The organism is Shewanella benthica KT99 (assembly GCF_000172075.1).
Lineage (GTDB): Bacteria > Pseudomonadota > Gammaproteobacteria > Enterobacterales > Shewanellaceae > Shewanella > Shewanella benthica_A.
Genome location: NZ_ABIC01000006.1, coordinates 123,601 through 148,266 on the forward strand (window position 1 = coordinate 123,601; position 24,666 = coordinate 148,266).

The 24,666-nt window shown below is 44.6% G+C and carries 21 protein-coding genes and 1 pseudogene; 13 read left to right on the forward strand and 9 right to left on the reverse strand.

The window, feature by feature from the left end:
* Positions 1 to 93: 93 nt before the first annotated feature.
* The 9 genes from sspA (at position 94) to KT99_RS04275 (ending at position 11,050) form a co-directional block, all read left to right on the forward strand.
* Positions 94 to 723: a stringent starvation protein SspA gene (gene sspA / locus KT99_RS04235; RefSeq protein ID WP_005497366.1), complete on the forward strand. Its 630-nt coding sequence runs from the start codon at positions 94 to 96 to the stop codon at positions 721 to 723.
* Positions 723 to 1,241, forward strand: a complete 519-nt coding sequence (locus KT99_RS04240; RefSeq protein ID WP_005497368.1) for a ClpXP protease specificity-enhancing factor — start codon at positions 723 to 725, stop codon at positions 1,239 to 1,241. The genes sspA and KT99_RS04240 overlap by 1 nt, the downstream gene beginning before the upstream one ends.
* Positions 1,242 to 1,346: 105 nt before the next feature.
* Positions 1,347 to 1,937 carry an anthranilate synthase component II gene (locus tag KT99_RS04245; protein ID WP_005497370.1) on the forward strand — a complete coding sequence of 197 codons (591 nt, stop codon included), beginning with the start codon at positions 1,347 to 1,349 and terminating at the stop codon, positions 1,935 to 1,937.
* A 140-nt stretch (positions 1,938 to 2,077) separates the two neighbouring features.
* The gene (locus KT99_RS04250) at positions 2,078 to 4,567 is read left to right on the forward strand and encodes a S9 family peptidase (RefSeq protein ID WP_005497372.1); all 2,490 of its coding nucleotides are present in this window, start codon (positions 2,078 to 2,080) and stop codon (positions 4,565 to 4,567) included.
* 211 nt (positions 4,568 to 4,778) lie between these two features.
* Entirely contained in the window at positions 4,779 to 5,921 is a 1,143-nt protein-coding gene (locus KT99_RS04255; protein ID WP_005497374.1) for an HDOD domain-containing protein, read from the forward strand.
* 438 nt (positions 5,922 to 6,359) lie between these two features.
* Positions 6,360 to 7,577: an aspartate aminotransferase family protein gene (locus KT99_RS04260; RefSeq protein WP_005497376.1), complete on the forward strand. Its 1,218-nt coding sequence runs from the start codon at positions 6,360 to 6,362 to the stop codon at positions 7,575 to 7,577.
* A gap of 149 nt (positions 7,578 to 7,726) precedes the next feature.
* Entirely contained in the window at positions 7,727 to 8,746 is a 1,020-nt protein-coding gene (gene astA, locus KT99_RS04265; RefSeq protein ID WP_005497378.1) for an arginine N-succinyltransferase, read from the forward strand.
* Positions 8,747 to 8,755: 9 nt separating this feature from the next.
* On the forward strand, positions 8,756 to 10,216 hold the full coding sequence (gene astD, locus KT99_RS04270) for a succinylglutamate-semialdehyde dehydrogenase (RefSeq protein ID WP_005497379.1): 1,461 nt from the start codon (positions 8,756 to 8,758) through the stop codon (positions 10,214 to 10,216).
* A gap of 36 nt (positions 10,217 to 10,252) precedes the next feature.
* Positions 10,253 to 11,050: a DUF1338 domain-containing protein gene (locus KT99_RS04275; RefSeq protein WP_005497388.1), complete on the forward strand. Its 798-nt coding sequence runs from the start codon at positions 10,253 to 10,255 to the stop codon at positions 11,048 to 11,050.
* A 74-nt stretch (positions 11,051 to 11,124) separates the two neighbouring features.
* Here the strand turns inward: KT99_RS04275 and KT99_RS04280 are convergent, their stop codons facing one another.
* The 4 genes and pseudogenes from KT99_RS04280 to crp all read right to left on the reverse strand — a co-directional run bounded on the left by KT99_RS04280 (position 11,125) and on the right by crp (position 14,211).
* Positions 11,125 to 12,453, reverse strand: coding sequence for an ATP-binding protein (locus tag KT99_RS04280; RefSeq protein WP_005497390.1), 1,329 nt, complete (start codon positions 12,451 to 12,453; stop codon positions 11,125 to 11,127).
* Positions 12,450 to 13,124 (reverse strand): response regulator transcription factor, encoded by a 675-nt coding sequence (locus tag KT99_RS04285; protein WP_005497392.1) that lies wholly within the window; start codon positions 13,122 to 13,124, stop codon positions 12,450 to 12,452. Before KT99_RS04285 ends, KT99_RS04280 begins: the two co-directional genes overlap by 4 nt.
* Positions 13,125 to 13,155: 31 nt before the next feature.
* Entirely contained in the window at positions 13,156 to 13,494 is a 339-nt protein-coding gene (locus tag KT99_RS04290) for a PepSY domain-containing protein (protein WP_005497394.1), read from the reverse strand.
* Positions 13,495 to 13,576: 82 nt separating this feature from the next.
* A pseudogene (gene crp / locus KT99_RS04295) lies at positions 13,577 to 14,211 on the reverse strand (cAMP-activated global transcriptional regulator CRP).
* A 453-nt stretch (positions 14,212 to 14,664) separates the two neighbouring features.
* Here crp and KT99_RS04300 point away from each other — a divergent pair.
* Positions 14,665 to 15,456: an SEL1-like repeat protein gene (locus KT99_RS04300; protein ID WP_040571585.1), complete on the forward strand. Its 792-nt coding sequence runs from the start codon at positions 14,665 to 14,667 to the stop codon at positions 15,454 to 15,456.
* A gap of 651 nt (positions 15,457 to 16,107) precedes the next feature.
* On the opposite strand, the gene KT99_RS04305 is transcribed toward KT99_RS04300, so the two are convergent.
* From KT99_RS04305 to KT99_RS04315, 3 genes are all read right to left on the reverse strand, one after another.
* Entirely contained in the window at positions 16,108 to 16,995 is an 888-nt protein-coding gene (locus KT99_RS04305) for a phosphoribulokinase (RefSeq protein WP_005497399.1), read from the reverse strand.
* A gap of 176 nt (positions 16,996 to 17,171) precedes the next feature.
* The gene (locus KT99_RS04310; RefSeq protein WP_005497400.1) at positions 17,172 to 17,408 is read right to left on the reverse strand and encodes a YheU family protein; all 237 of its coding nucleotides are present in this window, start codon (positions 17,406 to 17,408) and stop codon (positions 17,172 to 17,174) included.
* 2 nt (positions 17,409 to 17,410) lie between these two features.
* Positions 17,411 to 18,382, reverse strand: coding sequence for a hydrolase (locus tag KT99_RS04315; protein ID WP_005497401.1), 972 nt, complete (start codon positions 18,380 to 18,382; stop codon positions 17,411 to 17,413).
* Between the two features lie 181 nt (positions 18,383 to 18,563).
* Between KT99_RS04315 and KT99_RS04320 the strand changes: the two genes are divergently transcribed.
* A complete protein-coding gene (locus KT99_RS04320; RefSeq protein ID WP_005497402.1) occupies positions 18,564 to 19,073 on the forward strand; it encodes a hypothetical protein in 510 nt (169 codons plus the stop codon).
* Positions 19,074 to 19,167: 94 nt separating this feature from the next.
* Positions 19,168 to 20,763: a GMC family oxidoreductase gene (locus tag KT99_RS04325; RefSeq protein WP_040571602.1), complete on the forward strand. Its 1,596-nt coding sequence runs from the start codon at positions 19,168 to 19,170 to the stop codon at positions 20,761 to 20,763.
* Positions 20,764 to 20,832: 69 nt separating this feature from the next.
* On the opposite strand, the gene KT99_RS04330 is transcribed toward KT99_RS04325, so the two are convergent.
* Both KT99_RS04330 and KT99_RS04335 read right to left on the reverse strand, forming a co-directional pair.
* Entirely contained in the window at positions 20,833 to 21,276 is a 444-nt protein-coding gene (locus KT99_RS04330) for a TIGR02444 family protein (protein ID WP_005497404.1), read from the reverse strand.
* 89 nt (positions 21,277 to 21,365) lie between these two features.
* Complete coding sequence (locus tag KT99_RS04335; RefSeq protein WP_005497405.1) at positions 21,366 to 23,276, reverse strand: ABC transporter ATP-binding protein; 1,911 nt, start codon at positions 23,274 to 23,276, stop codon at positions 21,366 to 21,368.
* Between the two features lie 180 nt (positions 23,277 to 23,456).
* On the opposite strand from KT99_RS04335, the gene KT99_RS04340 reads away from it, so the two are divergent.
* A complete protein-coding gene (locus KT99_RS04340; protein ID WP_005497406.1) occupies positions 23,457 to 23,657 on the forward strand; it encodes a YheV family putative zinc ribbon protein in 201 nt (66 codons plus the stop codon).
* Positions 23,658 to 24,666 lie beyond the last annotated feature (1,009 nt).

Sequence of the window (24,666 nt, forward strand, 5' to 3'; positions counted from 1 at the left end):
AGAATGTATCATCCGCATATTGTAAACGGGGGGCAATGCCCCTCGTTTGCTTTCTGTTTTTTGCTTTTGACATCAAATTCCCGGAGGGTATCAATGGCTGTTGCTGCCAATAAACGCTCAATCATGACCCTGTATTCAGGTGCTGACGATCTCTATAGTCACCAAGTTCGTATCGTCTTGGCTGAGAAAGGAGTCACCGTTGATGTACTGGAGGCCGATCCAAGTGAGATGCCTGAAGATCTGATCGAGCTAAACCCGTACAATACAGTTCCTACACTGGTCGATCGTGAATTAGTACTTTATAACTCACGTATCATCATGGAGTATCTGGACGAGCGTTTCCCGCATCCACCACTTATGCCTGTATACCCGGTTTCACGTGGCCAGACTCGTCTGATGATGCACAGAATCGAACATGACTGGTATTCGCTGGTTGATCGTATCAGAAGTGGCGATCGTGCCGATGCGGCTCGTAAAGAGTTGCAGGAAAGCTTAACTGCAATTGCACCGATATTTACCGAGATGCCTTATTTCATGGCAGAAGAGTTCGGCCTGGCCGATTGTTACTTGGGTCCATTATTATGGCGTCTACCGGTACTGGGAATCGAATTAGATAACCGTGCGGCTAAAGAAGTCAAAGCCTATATGACACGTCTATTCGATCGTGAATCATTTAAAGCTTCTCTTACTGAGACCGAGCGCGAAATGCGCATGGGTATCTAATGAAGCCTATGACACCAAATCGCCCATACTTGCTGCAAGCATATTATGATTGGTTGATGGATAATGATCTTACCCCCCATGTGGTTGTTGACGCTTATGTGCCGGGAACTCAGGTTCCGCAACAATATGTGAAAGATGGTCAAATTGTTCTCAATATCACATCGACTGCTGTAGGTGATTTGCAGATAGGGCATGATTTTATTGAGTTTAATGCTCGCTTTGGTGGTGTTTCTCAGCAAGTTGTCTTGCCTATGGCTGCAATTATAGCCATATATGCGAGAGAGAATGGTGCCGGAACTGTCTTCGATATGGAAGATGCTTATCAAGTCGAGGCTGAGTCTGAAGCAGCGGGTCTCTCTGTGGTGAAGCCTGAAAAAGCGACATTAACAGATACCAAGAGAGCGTTATCGTCTGTCGAATCTTCACTCAGTGAGACTCTTGTACCTGAGTCTGCATCCGATAAAAAGTCGTCAGACCCAGAGCCTAAGAGTCGTGGTCATCTGACACTTGTTAAGTAATGCTTACAGGTGAATCATTAAAGCCAGTCATATGACTGGCTTTTTTATTACTTGTGGTGTGATAGCATCTGCCGCTGGCTTTAATTGTTAGGAAAACTTTGTTCCATGTTGTTGATGATCGATAACTACGATTCTTTTACTTTTAACTTAGTGCAGTACTTTCAGCAACTAGGTCAAGAGATCTTGGTTAAACGTAATGACGAGATCACCCTGGAAGAGATAGAGGCGTTAAAACCTGCATATTTGGTTATCTCCCCCGGGCCGTGTACACCGAATGAGGCGGGGATATCTCTTGCGGCTATCGAGCACTTTTCGGGTAAACTTCCCATCTTAGGTGTTTGTCTTGGCCATCAGGCTATCGCTCAGGTATTTGGCGCTAAGATTATTCGGGCTCAGCGAGTCATGCATGGTAAAACAAGTCAGATTAACCATACTGATACTCGTCTATTTGCCTCGCTGAATGATCCCTTAACTGTGACACGTTATCACTCACTGATTGTTGAAACTATACCCGAAGATTTCATCTTAGATGCCTGGTTCGATGATCCCGTGCATGGAAGAGAGATCATGGCCATAAGTCATAAAATCCTGCCTCTATTCGGTGTTCAGTTTCATCCCGAATCTGTACTCACCGAGCAGGGACTCGAGCTATTACAGAATTTTCTCGATCTAGGTACTCAAACCAAGACTCGTTAGCTTGTTACAAGTTTTCTGAAAAATCCTAACTAATCCTTATCCCTTTTGTGATATAAATATGCGCAAAATAATATCAATGACCAAGTATGGCTTTCTTATCCTGGCGAGTCAGGATCATTAAAATAACAGTAGGAAGGATAATGACAGGTTTGCTGCGAAATTCAGTTCTTAGTGTACTCACCATCGCTATTTTAAGTGGTTGTGCGGTATCAGACTCCAACTCTAATATTCAATCACTTGCCCAAGTGAATCAAGCTTGGGTTGGTCCGGCTCTCGCCACACCTCCTAAAGTCGATGAGCTACTCACTCTGAACCAGATCATGGCAGATCCTGATTGGATGGGACTGCTCGCCAAGGGAGCTTATTGGAGTGATGATAGCCAGTCAGTTTATTTTGCCCGTCAAGCACATGCTTCACCTATCAGAGACTATTACAATCAAGGCGTGGATCAAGATATTGCTTCCTCGTTATCGCTAAATCAGCTTCATCTTGCGGATCAGCAACATGGAGTTATTAACAGTGAGATAACTCGTAAAGCCTATATCTATCAAGGTAACCTGTTCGTTAAGGAGCTGGCTTCGGGAAAAATCTCTCAGTTAATCAGGCAGAACACTAACGTCGATGGAGTTCGTTTCCTCGATGGTGGCGACATCGCCTTCTGGCAAGGCGATCAGATATTTCGTATTCATCAAGACAGTGGCATGTTGGAGCAAATTGCTAACATTAACATGGCGCCTGAGCCAAAAGGTGTTCAAGAGCCTGAGACCTATATCGCTAAACAACAGCAAAGATTGATCAAATACCTTGCTCTGCAACAGGATAAAGCCAACAAGAAGCAAGCATATAAGGAAGATCTCAACAAGGTCGACCCAAGCATGGCATCTAAGACCTGGTACTTAGGCGACAAGGAAGTGGTGTCTGACTTAAGCCTTTCTCCCGATGGTCGCTATGTGCTCTTGTCTCTGATCGACAAGGAGTACAGCTGGCGAAGCGAGCACGACATCATGCCTAATTATCTAGGCAAGGAGGGTTATGTGGATGCTGTCCCGGCAAGAGCACGAGTCGCAGAGGATAATCCTCCTGGGGAGAGATTGGTTCTGTTGGATCTGAACACTCACACTAAGAAAGACATTACCATCGAAGGGTTAAGCGGTTTCGATGAAGACGTACTGGCTAAAGTAAAGCGCGAAAATGCTAAGGCGAAAGGTGAGTCTTATAAGAGTGAGAAGGCACCGCGCAAGATCCAGTTGATGCAAGACTGGGGCTGGTCACAGAGCGCGGTCCAGTGGCAGAGTTCGGGCAATGGTGTTGCTATCATGCTCGAAGCCATCGATAACAAAGACAGATGGATTGCTAGCCTTGATATGGGTAAAGGTACATTGAAGACTGAGCACAGACTTCATGACAATGCCTGGGTCAATTACACCTTCAATCAGTTCGGTTGGGTAACGGGTACAGATTCTCTTTATTATTTATCGGAAGAAACAGGCTACTCTCACCTTTATCTAAAGCAGCAAGGGAAGGAAGCTGAACCTCTAACTCAGGGCGAATTTGTGGTTAGCAGTGTCACCTTAGGCCCCAAGGCCGAGTTCATCTATTACAAGGCGAATAAGGCGCATCCTGGCATAGATAATGTCTATCGGGTCAGTATTGCCACGGGTAAAGATGAGCAGCTGACTCAGTGGGATGGCCAGCTCGATTATAAACTCAGTCCTGACGGCAATAGCCTGTTGCTCAATGCTTCTCGTCGCACCGAACCCGCTGAGCTGTTTGTAAAAGTGATTGGTGGTGATCGTAAGCAGTTAACTCATTATACCAGCGAGGCATTTAAGAATTATCCATGGCAGGCTCCCGAAGTGGTTGTCGTTCCTTCCAGCCATGGAGCGGGTGAGGTATATGCCCGGGTATATCTGCCACAAGGTTATGATAAGACTCGAGCTGAAAAGTACCCAGCGGTGATTTTTAACCACGGTGCCGGATATTTGCAAAATGCTCACTACGGATTTTCCGGCTATTTTCGTGAGTTTATGTTCCATAACCTGCTTACTCAGCAAGGTTATGTGGTAATGGATATGGATTATCGTGGTTCTAAAGGTTATGGCCGTGATTGGCGCACCGCGGTTTATCGCAATATGGGTCATCCAGAAGTGGAAGATCTTAAAGATGGTGTGAGCTGGATGGCAGCTAATACCAATGTCGATACGGCTAAAGTGGGTACCTACGGTGGTTCTTACGGTGGTTTCCTGACCTTTATGGCCTTGTTCACCGAGCCTGAATTATTTCAGGCCGGTGCAGCCCTGCGACCTGTGACGGATTGGGCTCATTATAATGCGTCCTACACGTCAAATATCTTAAATACGCCGGACGTCGATGCAATTGCCTATGAACGTAGCTCTCCCATTGAGCACGCTCAAGGCCTGGAGAAGCCGCTGCTTATCATGTCCGGTGTACTCGATGACAATGTCTTCTTCCAGGATAGCGTACGTCTGGTGCAACGTTTGATTGAACTCGAGAAGCCCATGTTTGAAACGGCTATCTATCCGGTGGAACCCCATGGCTTCAAGCAGCCATCGAGCTGGCTAGATGAGTACCGTCGTATCTATAAGCTGTTTGAGCAAGAGCTTAAGTAATTCGTTATCAATAGAAAATAGGTCTCCAAGTGAGGCCTTTTTTTAGCTGGAGATCCTCATGAAAATTGGCTTTATCTGTATAAGCCAAACTCTGATACTTATTGGCAAAGCTAAAGGTATTCAATGCAGTTAATTCTCTGTAACTTATGCTAAATGAAGCAGATTAATGCTAAATTGTAACTATAAAGTTTTTATGAGGAAGTAGCTAAACGTGGCGATATCGGTAGCCGGTGGTGTAAGGCCTGGAAAAATTATTGAGATCGAACACAGGTTGTATCAACAACTTATTGTCGGTAAACAGAAATCTAACTCCATGTTTGATGAGCTCGATGTCGAGCTTGAAGATGATGCAAATAAATTGGCTATCGAGAGGGAGGCGGTTTTAGAGCGATTGGCTAAGCAGATCCAAGCGAAGCAGGTGTTTGAGGAGGTATCGGAACAACTAATCAATACGGTTATTAGTGCGATAGAGCACGGACTTTCTTCTCCTGAACAGGCGTTAACGCATTCAGGTATCAACGAAAATCAGTTGTTGATGTTAGACTTGTTGCAAGGTAAAAACGTAGATATCAATCGTCTTAAACCTCTGATCGAAGAGCAGGCATGGCTAGTGCGTGATCTGCTTAATATGGTTAATAGTGCCTCTTTTCGTCATCGTCGCCCCCAGCGTTCCGATGTGAAAGTCACCGATATTAAGCTAGTGCTTAATTTTATCGGCATCGAAAATATTAAGCTATTGATCCCTTATTTTTGCATTAGGAATTGGTTACCTAGCGGTCATGCCAACTTACTCTGGACCACTCGAAAACTGTGGCGGTACTCGGTCGTGAGTGCTATTGCCGCTCAGGCCTTGGCTAAATTACACGAGAAGGACGGCTCCTTTGTCTATACCTGTACCTTACTCAGTCAGCTTGGTCCCTCTGTGGTGCTGAAAAATAGCGCTAAGCTGTTTGAACAGACCTGGGGTACCTGGCTAAGAGAGGCCAGTGGCTGTAGGGACAAAGAAGTTTACGATGCGGTCGTTGCAACTGAGTTCCCTGCAGAGAGAGTCTACCATCTGGTCCTGGAGCATGGAAATAAGCTCAATTGGCAGTTGCTTCATTATCTCGATTTCAAAGATAGCGCCATGACTAAAGTCTTAGCCGAGCTAGATAATAACTTGAGTTATAAAGATCTTTCCGAGGATGCTGCCATGGTTGCCCGAGCCAATTGCTACGCTAAGGTGGTCTTATTGGAAGAGCTGAGCCAAATTGATCCTCAGGAGAAACGGATGATGTTTGACTATTATGAGTTATCTGCACAAGAGGTCATTCGGCTCAAGGGACAGAATTACAAGAAGCTCAACATCATCTAGCAAGCTGTCATTCTGCTTGATTTACTCAGAACTCGCCGGATTGTAGCATTTGGGGGAAGGGCTTTTATTCGTTAATGATGAGAGAGTTATTTATAAGCATTATGCAATTATCTTAGTCATAGTTGCAGTCATAGTTCGGTTAACTATTCACATATGATGAATAACTAGCTGTTTATGGCTCTAGTAACTTTTTTTATGACTAGTTATGCTGTAAACCCCCGCTATAAGCGCTTGTATAATTCTTAAAGATCAATCTTTATGCATTAAATATGCGAGGCTCGTCTATGATGAGTGTAATAACTGGTATTTTAATCACATTTTCGCTATTAATGACTCTTAAGCAATGCAAACAAGTACCGCCAGTAAGAGTTTTCTAATGATAAGAAGGCGGCAATAGTGGCTCACAGAGCCATTAACGATAATAAAGGATGAGTAGGTATGAGCGTCAACAACACACTGACAAGAGCCCAATTTGATGAAGTCATGGTGCCTAATTATGCGCCCTCGGCAGTTATCCCTGTCCGCGGAGCAGGTAGCCGAGTCTGGGATCAAGAAGGTAAAGAGTTCATCGATTTTGCTGGCGGTATTGCCGTTAACTGTTTAGGCCACTGTCATCCAGCCCTTGTTGGTGCATTGAAAGAGCAAAGTGAAAAAATTTGGCATCTATCCAATGTCATGACTAACGAGCCGGCATTAGAACTCGCGACTAAGTTAGTCAATGCGACGTTTGCAGAACGGGTATATTTCGCAAACTCAGGTGCAGAAGCAAACGAAGCGGCTTTAAAACTTGTTCGTCGTTATGCCATGGATAAGTATGGTGCAGAGAAAGATCAGATCATCGCCTTCGACAAGGCATTTCACGGTCGTACGTTCTTCACTGTGAGTGTCGGTGGTCAGGCAGCGTATTCAGATGGCTTCGGTCCTAAGCCACAGGGCATTACTCACGTACCATTCAATGACATCGCTGCTCTGGAAGCGGTTATCTCAGATAAGACCTGTGCCATCATGATGGAGCCTCTTCAAGGAGAAGGCGGGATCGTAGATGCCGATCCGGAATTCCTAACAGCCGTACGTGCCCTTTGTGATAAGTACAATGCACTGCTGATATTCGATGAAGTGCAAACGGGTGTGGGTCGTTTAGGTGAACTATACGCATATATGCGTGGTGACGTGGTACCTGATGTATTAACCACGGCTAAAGCTTTAGGTGGCGGTTTCCCCATCGCCGCTATGCTGACCACTAAAGAGATTGCCGCTCATCTTAAGATAGGTACTCATGGTTCTACCTATGGTGGTAATCCACTGGCTTGTGCAGTCGCTAATGCAGTACTGGATGTGGTTAATACTCCGGAAGTATTGCAAGGCGTTAAAATGCGTGAGCAGTTACTGCGTGCTGGACTAAAGAAGATAAATGACAAGTATGATGTGTTCACAGAAGTACGCGGTCAAGGTCTATTACTTGGTGCGGTACTCAATGATAAATACCAGGGACGTGCTAAAGAGTTTTTGCTTGCCGGTATTGCCGAAGGTCTGATGAGCCTGATCGCTGGAGCAAATGTTATTCGCTTCACTCCGTCATTAGTCATTCCTGAGGCTGATATCGCCGAAGGTCTTGCGCGTTTTGAACGTGCAGTTGCTAAAGTAGTTACAGGCTAATTGACTGATATGAGCGAGAGATATCTATCTCTCGCTTGTTTGTCATTAGCAATACTTGAACCTTAGCCGTTAGCTGCTGGTCTTAATAGATACTCATGCTAAAGATAAGCAAACGGTTGAGCGACAAGCAAGAGTGAGGAGATACAGAGATGTTAATCATACGTCCTATCCGATCTAGCGACTATGAAGCGCTTTATCAAATAGCCGAAGAATCTGGTCATGGTTTTACTTCCTTGCCCGTTAACGAAGAGCTACTCAGGAACAAGATTGCTCGAGTGGAGGCTTCGTTTCAAAAGCAGGTCGATAAACCCTTCGATGAAGGTTACCTGATGGTACTCGAAGATACTGAGTCTGGTGAAGTTGTCGGCACTTGTGGCCTCGAAGCTGCTGTTGGCATGGAAGATGCCTTTTATCACTATCGTTTAGGCACTGAAGTGTATCACTCCGAGCAGATCGACGTGAGAAACGAGGTGGAAACTTTAACCTTATGCCACGACTATACTGGCGCTGCAGAGCTATGTACCTTGTTCCTGCGTGATACCTATCGTAAAAATAACAACGGTAGACTGTTATCCCGTAGTCGCTTCTTATTCTTAGCGCAGCACGCAGAGCGCTTCGGCGATACTGTGATCGCCGAGATGCGCGGAGAAAGTGATGACGCGGGGAATTCTCCCTTCTATGACTGGCTGCAAAAGCACTTCTTAGGCATAGATTTTGTCGAGGCCGATTACCTTTCGGGACTCGGACAAAAAGCCTTTATGGCTGAGATGATGCCTAAAAATACCGTGTATGTGTGTTTGTTACCCGAAGAAGCACAGAAAGTGATTGGTGAGGTTCATGCTAACACCCGTCCGGCGTTAAATCTGCTTCAGGCTGAAGGTTTCAGGTGTCGTGGTTATGTCGATATTTTTGACGGCGGACCCACGGTCGAATGCAAATTGGCTGATATTCGTTCGGTAAGAGAAAGTCGCTTACTGACGATCACGATCGGTGCTGCTCCAGAATCTGATTTCAGTTTTATCATATCAAATACTCAATTAGCGAATTACCGCGCCACATCGGCTAAACTTCTGCTCACAGAAGATAGTGATGTGGTCACTGTGTCAGCAGAACTTGCAGCAGGATTATTGCTGTCAGAGGGTGAGCAGATCCGTATTTTGGCTATGTAGGAAGAAATAATGACTCAATTTATTAAAGGCCAATGGGTTGCAGGCCTAGGTCACGACGTGACATCTAAAAACCCAGCAAACAATGAAGTTATCTGGAGCAGTAAGACTGCGACTCCAGAGCAAGTGAATGCCGCCGTCGATGCGGCCCGTGATGCTCAGTTCGATTGGTTCATGTTAGGTTTCGATGCCCGTCTTGCCATAGTGGAGGCTTATCGCACTCAACTTGAAGAGCATAAAGCCGAAATCGCCGAAGTTATCGCTCAGGAGACTGGCAAGCCGCAGTGGGAAACCGCTACCGAAGCCAGTGCCATGATAGGTAAGATTGGGCTTTCAGTCGCCGCTTACAATAAGCGTACCGGTCATACTGAGAATGATATCCCAGCAGGACGCGCGGTACTGCGTCATAAGCCTCACGGTGTGGTCGCGGTATTTGGCCCATATAATTTCCCTGGCCATCTGCCAAACGGTCATATTGTTCCTGCATTACTTGCGGGTAATACTGTGATCTTTAAGCCGTCTGAACTCACTCCTAAAGTGGCTGAACTTATGCTTAAACTATGGGAGAAAGCCGGACTTCCTGCTGGCGTGATTAACTTGGTACAAGGCGAAATTGAAACAGGTAAGGCGCTAGCGGCTCATCCACAGCTCGATGGCTTGTTCTTTACCGGTAGTTCACGTACGGGTCATATCTTACACCAGCAGTATGCCGGTGAACCTGGCAAGATTTTGGCGCTGGAGATGGGGGGGAATAATCCGCTTATCGTTAAAGGCGTTGAAAATACCAAAGCAGCCGTACACGACATCATTCAGTCTGCCTATATTTCATCGGGTCAACGTTGTACCTGTGCGCGTCGTCTCTATGTAGAGAAAGGCGCACAAGGTGATGCCTTACTCGAGCAGCTCGCTAGTGCCGTTAAGCGGATTAAAGTCGGTGCCTGGAACGCGCAGCCACAGCCATTCATGGGCTCTATGATCTCAGAAGTTGCGGCTAAAGGCATGGTCGAAGCTCAAACTAACTTGCTTAACTTAGGTGGTGAGTCTCTCGTGGAGCTGACTCATCTAGAGGCGGGAACGGGTCTAGTCTCTCCGGGTTTGATCGATGTCACTCGCGTTAGCGAGCTTCCGGATGAAGAGTATTTTGGCCCGCTACTTCAAGTGATCCGTTACAGCGATTTTGATGAGGCTATCAAGTTAGCCAACAGTACTCGTTATGGTCTGTCTGCGGGTCTTCTTGCCGATAGCCGTGAGGATTATGACTACTTCTTAGCACGTATTCGTGCCGGTATCGTTAACTGGAACAAGCAGATAACAGGTGCGTCCGGTGCTGCACCATTCGGTGGTGTTGGCGCTTCGGGTAACCATAGAGCGAGCGCATTTTATGCGGCCGACTACTGTTCTTATCCCGTTTCTTCGGTGGAGGCCGATGTTGTCAGTCTCCCTGCTAACTTGAGTCCAGGCTTGAGTCTCTAAGTTTATAATGAAGCGATGCCGTTAAGGAAGAAATTGATGCACACAGATATTAATAAACTATTTGACAATCTTTGGAATGACTATATTGAGATGACGCCTTCGGCAGAGCCCGTTCGTCAACTGCTTTCTAGAGGTGAGACCATCATCAACGATCATATTGCCCTACGTACCTTTAATATTGAGAAGGTGAACTTAAAGATATTGGCGGCTCACTTCGAGTCTCTGGGTTATGTCGACTCGGGTGATTATTATTTTGAGGCTAAAAACCTGAAAGCTAAGCATTTTGAACATCCAGATGCGACGCAGCCTAAGGTATTTATCTCTGAATTATTAGTCGAAGAATTTAGCCCTGAGCTACAAAAGACCATTAAGGCTTTGGTTGAGCAGATTGATGTTGCGGCGACTAAGGCCGATGACTTCCTCTATTCGGGACGTCACTGGCAGCTGGACTCTAAGACCTATGAGGCTTTACTTGCCGAGAGTGAGTATGCTGCCTGGGTGGCTGCTTTTGGTTATAGAGCCAACCATTTTACAATATCGATTAACCACTTGCCTGGATATACCAACATCCTAGATGTGAATGAGACCCTTAAGAAGGGGGATTTTGTGTTAAATTCAGCCGGCGGTGAAGTGAAAGGCTCTGCCGAGGTATTACTGGAGCAATCGTCGACTATGGCTGACCGTATTTCTGTTAGCTTTACCGACGCCGAGAAAGAGATTCCAAGTTGCTTTTATGAATTTGCACTGCGTTACCCTAAAGCAGATGGAAGTCTTTATACAGGCTTTGTGGCTGCTTCTGCGGATAAGATTTTTGAGAGTACAAATGTAAGCTAGTCGCGAAAAAGCCGGAACTGAGTCTCGGCTTTTTTTATATTTGAATCTGTCCCGTGTTGAGGTAAATTGGCAGATTATCCTTTAAAGCGTAAGTAAATTTTTAATCCACCTAAGTCGCTACGGGCGAACGTCAGCTTAATCTTATATTGATCGGCTATGTCTTTTACTATAGAGAGTCCAAGGCCATGTCCCATGGTTTCTTCGTCTAATCGTCTGCCACGATTGGTGAGTAGCTTAAGCTCTTCACGGGCGACTCCAGGCCCATCATCCTCGATAATCAGAATAATAGTATTTTCTTCTAGCTTGGCGTGGATATCTACTCGGTCATTGGCCCACTTATGAGCGTTATCGAGCAGATTTCCAATCAGTTCCATACCATCTTCCCTGTGCAGGGGTAATCGAGTGATGTGCTCAGGAATGTCGATATTGCAGAGTAGACGTTTACTGAAGTGAACCTTGCTTAGTGTGTTGCATAAATCTTCAAGATCTTTAGGGATCAGCATCTGTGCTGCGGGCAACATATCTCCAGTGATTCTGGCAGCAGCCAGCTTACGCTCGATCATTTTATGGATGAGATCGAGTTGATTCTGCAGTGCTATTGCGGTATCCGGATCTTTCAGTCCCAGGGCCTCAACTTGTTGTTGCATCACGGCTAATGGGGTTTTAAGACCATGACTTAAATTGCCTATGTTGTTACGACTGCGTTCGATCTGTTTGCTGGAATATTCGAGTAGCTCATTATATGTAGCAGCCAGAGCCTGCAGTTCCGGGGGGATATTCTTGACCTCTAGTGAGCTGATCTCACCCTCTCTGAGCTTAGACAGGGCTTGTTGGATCTGGTTGATCGGTTTGAAAGACTGCCTGAGTACCAGAAAAATACCGGCTATCATGGTGAGTAACATGGCTAAGTTAACCCCTAGCTTAGTACCATATATTTGGGTGAAAATTTTACGGCCTATGCTCAGGTCTTGGGCGACAGTCAGGGTTGCAGCGACATTCAGTGAATCTGAGCTTAATCCCAGTGACAGTAGCTGAATATCATGGTTTTGTGGTCCCTTAGATTGCCATACTCGGCTTTCACCTTTCTCTAACAGTTTGATATTTAACTTCTGATCCCATAAAGAACGGGAGCGGATCTCTTGCTCCGGCAAATTTAATTGGTAATAGCGTCCCGAAAAGACCGGCTTATAAAATCCTGAAAGTTGGCTCTGATCTATGGTGAGTTCGTTATTGCTAAGTCGAGTGGCCAACTGGACTTGTTCTAAATCTTCCTGCAGTCTGGCTATGATCGAGTCGTGAAATGCTTGCCTTAGCATAGTTTCGAAGGAGACTATGCCTATGGCTGTCGAAATAATGACTAAACCCGTTAACCAGAGGCTGAGTTTAGTGCGGATTGACATCATTCTCTTATGCCGTGGAAGATATAACCCTGTCCACGACGAGTCTCAATGGTGGTTTTACCCAGTTTCTTACGCAGATGAGTAACATAGACTTCGACAACATTACTCTCTTTCTCGTCATCGAATTGATAGAGTTTATCGCTGAGCTGAGATTTAGACAGAAGCTTTTTAGGTGACATCAAGAAGATTTTTAGTAACCTAAACTCCATCGCTGTTAGCTCAAAACTCTTACCTTCGACTGACACTGATTGTTGATTTTCATCGAGAACGACGCCGGAAAAGCTTAATTCTTTTGTGGGTAAGCTCGCTTTTCCATGAGCCCGTTGAATGAGAGCATGTATCCGTGCGAGTAATTCTTGAGTATGGAAAGGTTTCCCTAGGTAGTCATCGGCTCCAGCGTTAAAGCCTTCGACCTTCTCATGCCATTGGCTGCGAGCCGTGAGCATGATGACAGGGGTCATGATCCCTTGATTACGCCAGCGTTCCAGTAGTTCTAGGCCATTACCGTCGGGCAGGCCAATGTCTAGTATCACGCAATCGTAATTGGTCTCTTTTAAGAGATAATCTGCTTCAGCTGCTTTATCTGTCACGTCGGTGACATATCCGGCGAGTTTCAGTTGTTTTTCAAGTTCTTCTACGAGTAGTGCATTATCTTCAACGAGCAGTAGTTTCATATTAACCTGTCACTTCGCTAATGGTGTAGTGCTAGTCTTCAAAAGCGCTACAGCCAGATGGCAATGATTTATTAGGATTGAATTGTCCAGTGCTTGCATCCAGACTCAGATTTATAATTTGGTCACGTAGGGCTTTAATTTGCAAATCATAACGCCATTTTCCTTGTTCTTGATAGAGATGGGCATCGATGAGTTTACCGTAGCAGAAGTATTTGATCTTGGAGAGGGTAACATCCAATGACAGGATCTTACCTGCACTGACTAAATGTTTTGCCTGATAATGTTCAAGTTTGATAAGGGGCGAGCTATGGGCGAATACAGGCGTATAAGTCGCAAGAGTGAACAGGATGATGAACAGTGCCCTTGTCATTAATATTTCTCCAAAAAAAAGTGGCCGGATTTTATCTCAGGCCACTTTATCGAAGCTGTCTTAAATCTAACTTAACGTTAACTTAGCGAGTACCGTAAACTACGATAGTTTTACCATGAGCCTGGATCAGACTTTGCTCTTCGAGCATTTTTAAGATTCGACCCACAGTCTCACGAGAACAACCCACGATCTGACCTATCTCTTGACGAGTGATCTTGATCTGCATGCCATCTGGATGAGTCATGGCATCCGGCTGCTTGGCCAGATGAAGTAAAGTTTGGGCAATTCTTCCAGCAACATCCAAGAAAGCTAGGTCGCCCACTTTTTGGCTAGTGCTGTGCAGGCGGAAGGCCATTTGTGAAGAAAGCTTCATCAGAATCTCAGGGTTAACCTGAATCAGTTGCTTAAACTTTTTGTAAGATATTTCAGCGATTTCACATGGCTGCTTAGCGCGAACCCAAGCGGTACGCTGGGCTTGATCTTCAAACAAACCAAGCTCGCCGATGAAGTCACCTTGATTAAGGTAAGTGAGGATCATCTCTTTACCTTCTTCATCTTTGATAAAACGGCTACGGAGCCTTTAACGATATAGTAAAGGGTGTCTGATTCTTCACCAGCGTGGATCAAAGTGCTTTTGGCTGGATACTTATGAATGTGACAGTGTGATAAAAACCATTCCAAAGTGGGATCTGGTTTTGGCTTACCAATAAGAGCCATGCCTATGTTCCTCGACTGTTTGATTTGAATATAAGGATCTTTATTAATAAGCAGTTTACGCTAGTTTATTCTGTAAAACCTCGATAAAGATCTAACTTTAGAATAAATGAATCTTCGTAACTTACTTACAATATTCACTCATTCTGATACATCAGTGATATATGTCAACAACTGGCAAGTAAATATGCTGTGAATGCCTTGAATTCAGCAAAAAAAGCCATGATTTCAGCTCGATATTGCACTTATTACCAAGGAATAAGGTCATATAAAAGTCGACTAAACATGCATTTTTCTCGACTTTAGTGAGTAAATCTGGCTAACTCAAGGAAATAACTGATTTGTACCTTCTTGCTTAATTATCTTATGTCGATAGCTTAAGTGTATTTTTCATGTGGTTATAAACTTTAGTTTTTTGAACATGTTCAAACGAGTGACATTGGATAGGAGTCGTAAGTGAAATATTATCCGTTATTTTTAGGCGCTGGTCTTAGTTTGACACTAATTTTTACATTAGTGACGAGCACTGCCGCGAATGCATTTTCAATTCCTCAGCCCAAAACTGCCGTTGCGGCGAGTAAAGTGGCTCATATTCAGCTAAAAGCGAATCAAGGTAAGCAAGAGGCGCAGTTTTTACTCGGTCTTATGTACTTGTCTGGCCGATTCGTCACTCAAGATCAGCAGCAAGGCATAAAGTGGATTTCAGCGGCTGCAGAGCAGGGACATGCTAAGGCGCAACAAACATTAGCGGACCTTTCATTCGAAGGTAATATAATCGATCGTGATCTGCTCACTGCCGAACGTTGGTATTTGTCGCTGAGTGAGCAAGGTAATAAATGGGCTCAATTTAGACTGGGATTCATCTATGCCGCAGGCGGAGAAGGGGTTGAGCGTAACTGTGGTAAAGCCGTTGACCGCTTCAACTCGGTAGGAGATGAAGTCTCTTTAGGAAATGTAGCCTGGATACTCGCGACTTGCCCTGAAGCCGAATACCGCAATGGAGACAAAGCGCTCGAACTTGCTCGTAGCCTAGTCGCATCAGATCACCAAGATCCCACGAATTTAGATAACTTGGCAGCAGCCTATGCGGAAACCGGCGACTACAACTCTGCCGTAGAGACTCAGCAAAAAGCAATTGATGCGCTTAAAAGCTCTAAAATGGTAAATCGCTCCGATGAGTTCGAGCAAAGACTACAAAGCTATCAGCAGAATAAACCTTTCCGTGAAATTGTTCCTTTGATGGATTAAAACAGGGGTCTAGGGGTTAGATTAGAGTTCCTAGGTGTAACCAATTAGACAATAGCTTGATGGTTTTGATTCAGCCAGTCGGTGTTCCTGACTGGCTTTTTTGATCTTAACGTCCTAGTTCCTTCTTCGCATTTAAGTACTATTTTCCTCAAGACGTAGAGCAATAATTGATATGGAATTTACTTTGAATTAAGTACCTAGGTTCTAGGTCCTTCTTTGAAAAGAATAGCCCGCATCTATGAAGCGGATAGAACAAGCATGGACGTGGAATTTACTTTTGAATTTACTTTTGAATTTACTTTTGAATTTAGTGCCTAGATTCTAGTTCCTAGGATCTTCTTTGAAAGGAATAGCCAGCACACCCATGAAGCGAATAGATCAAGTATAGACGTGGAATTTACTTTTGAAAGTGGAGATTGGAATAGCCAGCACACTCATGAAGCGAATAGATCAAGCATGGACATGGAATTTACTAGGAAAATATAAAGTGGTTTTGGAATAGCCAGCACACCCAAGGAAACAAACAGATCAAGATGGGGGGATTTACTCCCAAGAGCATGCTAACTCATCAGTCTTTCGCCTGAAATCCCGACATGAGCTAGTCTACTCGAACATGCTTAAATGAAACTTAAGTCTATATTATTACCTATCCTATTCACTATCTAAAGAGAGTAGCTGTTGGCGCTTCTCGAGTAGATCACGGATGAGTGGTGTCAGGATCAACTCCATGGCTAAGGACATCTTGCCACCTGGTACAACCAATGTGTTGATTCTTGACATGAAAGAGCCGTCTATCATCTTCAAGTAATAGGGGAAATCTACGTTCTTAATCCCCCGAAAACGTATCACCACAAAGCTCTCATCTAGGCTTGGGATATTCTTAGCGCTAAATGGATTAGAGGTGTCGACAGTTGGGACTCGTTGGAAATTGATATGGGTTCGTGAGAATTGAGGTGTCATATGATTGATATAATCATCCATACTGTGAACGATAGACCCCATCACTTTTTCCCGACTATGGCCTCTTTCCGAAGTATCTCGAATGATCTTTTGGATCCACTCCAAGTTGATTATCGGCACCATGCCGATAAGCAAGTCCACATGTTCGGCAACATTACATGTGTCTGTTTTTACCCCCCCATGTAAACCCTCGTAATAGAGCATATCGGTATTTTCTGGCAAGGGGTGCCATTGGGTAAATGTTCCGGGCATCTGGTTGAAGGGAACGGCTTCATCGAAAGTATGTAGATACGCTCGCGTCTCGCCTTGACCCGTCGCACTATAATCACTGAAACATTGCTCTAAGCGTTCAAAGTCGTTTGCTTCGGGGCCAAAATAGCTAATATTTTTATTATCCGTTTTGGCTTTACGGATCATGAGTTCCATTTCAGGACGAGTGTAATGGTGAAAACTATCGCCTTCAACGCTGGCAGCATTGATTCCGAGTTGACGGAAAATATGCTTAAAAGCCGTGGTTGTTGTCGTGGTACCAGCTCCTGATGAACCTGTTACTGCGATAATGGGATGTTTTGCTGACATTAAATTTCCTAAATGGAATTGAATCTAATTGACTAAAAGGCAGTGACGAGAGCCAAGACCAAGATAAAAGAGAGATGTTATTTCTAATAACATTTAGTGTTATACGGTATTCATTGCGCTTAGGTCAAATTTGCTCTCGAGTTTGTTATGAATTAACACTAGATTCTAGGCTTGATTTACCGACGCAGATGTTCCTTGTGCTTGATGGCAATGGACTCATCATCTTCGCTGAACTCCACTACTAAGATTTCCTGCTTTAGTAACAGTTTGCAGCGTTCAATCGCCGAAATATATACCTGTTCATTTGTATCTGAGAAACTGCCATCTTCGACTTGTGTTAATAGATATTCTTTAATCAAGTTATCCATGGTTGCGCTGGGCAGTTGCAGCAAAGCGTCATAGGGAACAAGCATATTCAGGCCTCTTGAGAAATTAAAAAATGAAGGATCCGCTGCTCTAGATAGTATCTTGGCTTGAAGGGAGTACCGCCATCGATAAAACCTACATGACCCCCTTGTGAGTGCAGTTCATAGGTTACTTGGCTAGCACATTGCTCTGCCGTTGGAATGACATCTGCAGTCATAAATGGATCATCAGCAGCATGAATGACGAGAGTTGGTTTATGAATATATTGCAAGAAATCCATTCCACTCGCTCTTTGATAATAATCATCGACACTATCGAAGCCATGTAAGGGAGCTGTCACTCTATGATCAAAATCATAGAAAGTTTGCAGTTGAGGAATTTGGGATAATGAAACAGGCATATCCTGAGCCAGTTGAGGGTTTTTTACCTTAGCTGTGGTCTTCTGCTGTAGCTGCTTAATCAAGTAACTTTGATATACCTTAGAAAACCCACTCGCTAAACGTTTAGCACATGCGGATAATTGCAGCGGGGCTGAGATGACAACTGCTCGCTCTATTAAGCTGGCGTTAGCATATTCGCCTAAGTATTTGGTGAGTACATTGCCACCTAAGCTATAGCCTACTGCCAGGAGAGGGGAATCAGGATACTTGAGCTTTAATTGAGATAAATTCTCCTGCAGATCTTGGGTGTCACCGCTGTGATAACTTCTCGCTTTGCGGTTCGTCTCACCCGAACAGCTCCGGTGATGGTGGACCACAGCGCAGATGGACTGTCGATGACAGTCATTGAGTAATCGGCGTACATAGTGGGATTCTGAGCTTCCCTCTAAGCCATGAATGATGATCACGATAGGTTGGTGTGCTTTAGGCTGACTTAACCAATCGAGATCGATAAAATCGCCATCACTAAGTTCGAGACGTTGACGTGTTAAGTCTGGTCTGTCCACTTTAGTTAGCACAGGTAAAATCGTTTGAACATGGGGATTTCTGGCCCACCAGGGGGGTGAAAAATGTCGCATCATAAAAATTGGCTATTGCTGAAAATTAAAACGTGTGTTTAATTGTTACTCGTCTTGGCATTCTAGCACATCTGAGATCATGATGAATTATCTCAATCTGGCCGCTTGTCGATGTTGCGATTCAATAACCTGTAGAGTCAATGCGGGTCTGTATCCTCTATAAAAAATAATATGAAGGGATAACATGGAACGACGCACTTTTTTAACAACAGCATTTGTAGGTACTGCAGCATTAGCGTTAGGGGTAAACCTATACGTTCCAGAGCATATTAAGGTCAACAAATCCTTGGACGGTGAGCATAGATTGCTGTTTAGCGTTTTATTACCTGTGTTTCTGGATGATGCTTTACCTGAGGTGGAGAAGCTGCGTATAGCGGCTCAGAATCGCACCTTAGATGCTATTACTCAGACTATTTCATTGTTACCTGCAGATGGACAAGCCGAATTAGAACAACTACTCGATATGCTAGAAAATAGACTCGGTTTACTCGTCCTGACCGGAAGTATGATGCCTTTGATGATGCGTAACCCGCATCAGCTAATAGCCATGCTTGAGTATTGGCGTAATAGTTTCTTAGACATGATGGTGACGGCTTATCAAGGGCTGCGAGAGCTTGTGCTTGCGAGTTACTATTCCTGTCCAGAGCACTGGAATCGCTTGAATTATGCCAAACCTACATTCCTTGATGAATAGGCGGTGAAGAGTGAGGATGGTATTTAATTGATTATTAGTCTTAGATATTTATTCAAAAAATAATAAAAATAACTGTATGTTTGGAGGTAGTGAAGTGGCGATACCAGATCCTATAGTCGAAGGCTTAGCCTCAGGTTGGAAGCATATCGATGCTAGCCAGTTGAGCCAAGATCAAACTTTCGAGGCCGATGTCGTTATTGTGGGCAGTGGTGCCGGCGGCGGCGTCGCTGCTGAAATATTAACAGATGCGGGGTTGACCGTTATCATAGTCGAAGGGGGGCCACTTAAATCTTCCGCAAGCTTTAATATGGAAGAAAGGCGAGCCTATCCAAACTTGTATCATCAAGCGGCTGCAATGAAAACCAAAGATAAGGCCATCGGTATTTTTCAGGGAAGAGCCGTAGGCGGGTCGACAACGGTAAACTGGACCACTTGTATTAGTACTCCCAGGCCTACATTAGACTTCTGGGCCAAAGATAAATCCGTTAAAGGTTTATCGAGAGAGGAGCTGGACCCTTGGTTCGACAAGATGGAGAAACGACTCAATATTGCTGAGTGGGAGCATGAGCCCAACAGAAATAATCAGGCATTGAAGTTAGGTTGTGAAAAACTTGGTTGGGACTACACCGTCATCAAGCGTAACGTGAAAGGCTGCTGGAACACGGGGTATTGTGGTATGGGGTGTCCGGTCAACGCCAAACAATCCATGCTAGTTACCACCATCCCGGCTGCACTGGATAAGGGGGCCACCTTAGTCAGCAGAGCTAAGGTCATTGAGCTAGAGCATCATAATGACAAGATATCGGCTATCAAGGCTCAGGCTTTGAATGAGCAGATGCAGCCGACTGAGGTTAAGCTGATATTCAAGGCTAAACATTACATCATTGCCGCCGGCGCAATCCATACACCAACAATCTTACTGAGATCTAACTTGGCTGATCCCCATAAACTATTGGGGAAACGTACTTTTCTACATCCGACGCTGTTAAGCGGCGGGATCTTTAGCGATCCTATCACTGGTCACAGTGGCGCTCCTCAGTCCATCTATTCCGATGAATTTGTATGGCAACATGGTGCAGCCAGTGCTGAGCTAGGTTATAAGCTCGAAGTACCTCCTGTTCATCCCGTTCTGATCGCCTCCAAAACCATAGGTTATGGTAAGACTCACGCGGCTCTGATGGAGCAGTTCAACCAGCTTCAGGTCACTATAGCCTTGATTCGTGATGGTTTTCATGAACAAAGCCAGGGAGGCCAAGTCCAGCTGACAGATACTGGTTTTGCCATAGATTATCCGCTAAACGAGACTTTTTGGCGTGCGGTTCGAAGAGCGTTCGGCAGTATGGCTGAATTACAGTTTGCTGCCGGGGCTAAGCAAGTTTTGCCGCTCACCGAAGGAGCGCCTTACTTTAATAGCTGGAAAGAAGCTAAATCGGCTATAGAAACTCTGGATCTTGGCCCACTCAAGACTGTGATCGTTTCGGCACATGTAATGGGGGGGTGTCCCATGGGAGAAGACACTAAACTGTCCATGGTCGATAGTCTGGGAAACTCTCACTACTATGAGAATCTATCAGTGATGGACGGATCTGTTTTTCCGACTAGTTTAGGTGCTAACCCTCAGCTGACTATCTATGGCATGACGGCGAGAAACGCGACTCTGTTAGCTGAAAAATTAAAGTCATCTTCATAAGAGTTCTATAGTGTGGGACTAAAGAGGATTACAGTGGGTTTAAAGTTTTAAACCCACGTTCAATGCGAACTAGGCTAGCTCTACCAGCGATGGGTAATCGGCTTTATTTAAGTTAAATAGACTCAGATAAGTGCCTAAGTTTGACGATTCCCCGCTGGGTGAAAGCTGCTTGAGTTTATGCAGTATTAATCTCTGAGATTTACGTTCAAGCATCAGCTCTACATCTAGCATCTGTTGATATTCATCGCTTGCTAAACTGTTTTTACTCAGCTTACGCAACTTGCGGTAGGGGAGTAACACGCGTTCTTCCCATTGATGGGTTTCACTTTGAAGTTGCGACCAGTCCTGGGTACTCAGCAGATAGTCTTGTTTATCTAGCCATAACGACAGTAAAAGCAAGTTTATATTTAACTGGTGATTATCTTGTAACTCTAGACAGAGTGCTTGGTGCTGGTGGTAATAACCATCACAATTTTTCCATAATGAAATATCAAAATGATTCACAAATGTCATGTTGCTTCCTTGAATATCACTGAGCTTTATATTAATAGAGCGTTATATCAATAATGTTTTTATCCAGAGATTATATCTAGAATTTTTATTTAGAGCTGGGAGCGAACCTGAAGTTCAAGCTCTTCGATGCTCTCTTGAACGCCCAACCACTCCATTTCACTCTCTTCCAGTGCTTGAGCCAGTGAGGTTCTCTCGGCAAGTACTTGGGTCAACTTAGCCTTGTTTTCTGCATCGTACAGGCTCATATCTGCGAGCATGGTTTCGATTTCGCTCAAACGGTTATTAGCTTGCTGTTGCGCTTGCTCGAGTTTAAGCTGAACTTTACGCATGGGAGAAAGTTTTTGTCTGAGCTCGGCTTCTAAACGTTTCTGTAGTTTCTTATCCTGAGCCGGTTTAGCTTCGGTATTGGATTCTGTTTTATTCGCGGCCTTAGCAGCATCGAGCAACCATTGATGATAATCATCAAGATCACCGTCGAAGCTAGTCACTTTCCCCTGATCAACCAGATAATAGTCACTGCAGCTTAGTCTTAATAGATGACGATCGTGAGAGATGATGATCATGGCGCCCTCGAAGGTCTGAAGTGCCATGGTCAAAGCATGGCGCATCTCTAAATCAAGATGGTTGGTTGGCTCATCGAGAAGCAATAAGTTAGGTCGCTGCCATACCAGTAGCGCTAATACCAGTCGAGCTTTCTCACCGCCGGAGAAGGGGCGCACGGGAGAGAGCACCATATCGCCATTGAAACCATAGCCACCAAGGAAGTTTCTCAGCTCTTGCTCTCTAATATTGGGGGCGAGTCGGCTAAGGTGCTGTAATGGAGAGTCATCTAAACGCAGACTTTCCAGCTGATGCTGGGCGAAATAACCGATATTCAAGCCTGGGTTGGTCTCATACTTGCCCTTCATCGGGGACAGTTCTTCCGATAACAGTTTAATTAGGGTCGATTTACCTGCACCGTTTCGTCCAAGTAAGCCGATGCGAGCGCCCGGGACTAAGTTAAGGTGTACGCTCTTGAGGATCTCTTTGTCGCCATAGCCCACAGAAACGTTCTCCATGGTCACTAACGGATTAGGCAGGGCCTCAGGTTCTCTAAATGACATATGAAACGGGCTGTCAGCCTGAGAGGGCAGTAATTCGGTCATACGTTCGAGAGCTTTTAATCGACTCTGAGCCTGCTTGGCTTTACTGGCCTTGTAACGAAAACGATCGACGAAGGACTGCATATGTGCCCGTTCTTTCTGTTGGCGTTCGAAGGCGACTTGTTGCTGGGCCATTCGTTCGGCACGTATACGTTCGAAGGCAGTATAGTTGCCTTTATAGTAATTCAGCTTGTGGTGTTCAACATGAATAATTTCATCCACGACACCGTCGATGAAATCTCTGTCATGGCTGATTAAAATGAGCGTGCCTTGATAGGCTTTTATCCACCCCTCTAACCAGTACATGGTATCTAGATCTAAATGGTTAGTTGGCTCATCGAGTAATAAGAGATCTGAGCGACATAGTAAGGCTTGGGCTAAGTTAAGGCGCATTCGCCAGCCTCCCGAAAATTGCCTCACCGAATTACTCTGCTCGGTTTGGTTAAAACCTAAGCCCGCTAATAGACTGGCTGCGCGAGAGTGAATAGCATAGCCACCTATGGCATCAATTTTTCCATGGAGGTGAGCTATCTCATTGCCATTATCATCATGTTGGGCCTGAACGAGTTCGGCTTCTAGCTCTCGATACTCGAAATCCCCATCGATAACATAATCCAAAGCAGAAACGTCCAGTGCCGGAGTTTCCTGGGCTACTGTCGCAATCTTCCAGCCGCTAGGCAAAGAAATGTCGCCTTTATCTAAGGTGATCTTACCGAGAATGAGTGCTAACAGTGAAGATTTACCAGTACCGTTGGCACCCACCAATCCAACCTTGTGTCCAGGATAGATTGTTAGTGAGGTTTCATCGAGAAGCGTTTTAGTGCCACGGATCAGTTGAGCTTGAGAGATGGATATCATTAATTATGATCTGACGATGTTCAGGAGTTTATTGCCACCGATGATATCTCAGAAGTGAGTTTCAGCCTAGAAGCAAAGTCAAATTCAATGACAATGGGGTCAATTGCATGAGATTGTGGCAAAATAGACTTTAGTTGGAAAATAATCCTATGGTAATTAGAAAATAGCAGGTTGATAAAAGTGGCTGAAGTTAGAGTAAAGAAGCGTTTCGTAGCCAGTGCTAAGTGCCCCAAATGCAAAGCTGTAGATAGTATCGTGCTATTTAAAGAGCAGGGCGTGGAGACTATTGAATGTGTGGAGTGTGATTACCGTGAGCAACAAACTGATGATAAGGTCGCCAAGAAGGCCGGTGGAGAGATAATAGGTGTCTTTAAGCCTTAACTATAACTATATAGGCTTGTCAATGGGTTAAGCATTTAGGGCAGTAGAGAGCAAAACTATCTACTGTCAGGAACAGTAATTTTAGAAAATCGAGCTTACGCCTTATTAAAGTATTTTTCTAAAATAAAGCCCATAATCCCTGAACAGAGTAATAGCACCCCCAAGTATCTGTAGCCAAGCGTTGATTGCTCTGGGTAACGTTTCTTTTTTATCCAGATGATATTGCCTTTTGCCCATTGCTGAAACTTCGACAAAGTACTGGCCGCGATTCTCATCGGTTAGCCATCTCTATTCTCCTTGCACCAACTGCAGCCCTACCTTCACTGGTGCGTGTGTTGATGACATTTCTCCATGAAGAGTAAATGTCATTTGCTTCACCGGGTAAAATGATACCTAGTGATTCATATTGATAACGCGTCTCATCGAATAGCTGCTTACTGAAACCTGTGTAGAAAAGCGTGAGCCCCAGAATAATTAATAGACTCTATTCTTGAGTATTCATGGATAAATATGAAGTGGAATATCCACCCATATTCTGGAATATTGAAGTTATCATAGTTTCTTAGCATAAATGCGCTTACTAACTAGTTAGCATTGAAGTAGTAAGAGCAGGAGGGTAAGCTTGGGCTTCACTATGACTTCTATCTGCAGTTTTGGGTTAAATGAAGCTATATAGTGCACACTCTTTTATAGAGTGATAGCCAAGTCGAATGAATAGAAGGTGAGTAAAATGGGCGTAGCCTGAGCAATAAACAGGCGCTTAATGCTTGTTTGTGGGTAAGTCTGGGGGTAACTGGTGAGTAGGCTGTACTTAAATATCATCTTTTAAAATATGTCGGTTTTTATCGAAAAAGCCCTTGCGCTCTGGGCTGACATCCCTATAATGCGCATCCACTGACACGGCAAACCAGTCTTCTTAACGATAGCTGCAACCAGTCAGGCAACAAGTAAGCTTGTTTCTTCCTTTGTTTAAACGATAGGGATAACATTTAAAGCCTTGACGCTAGTA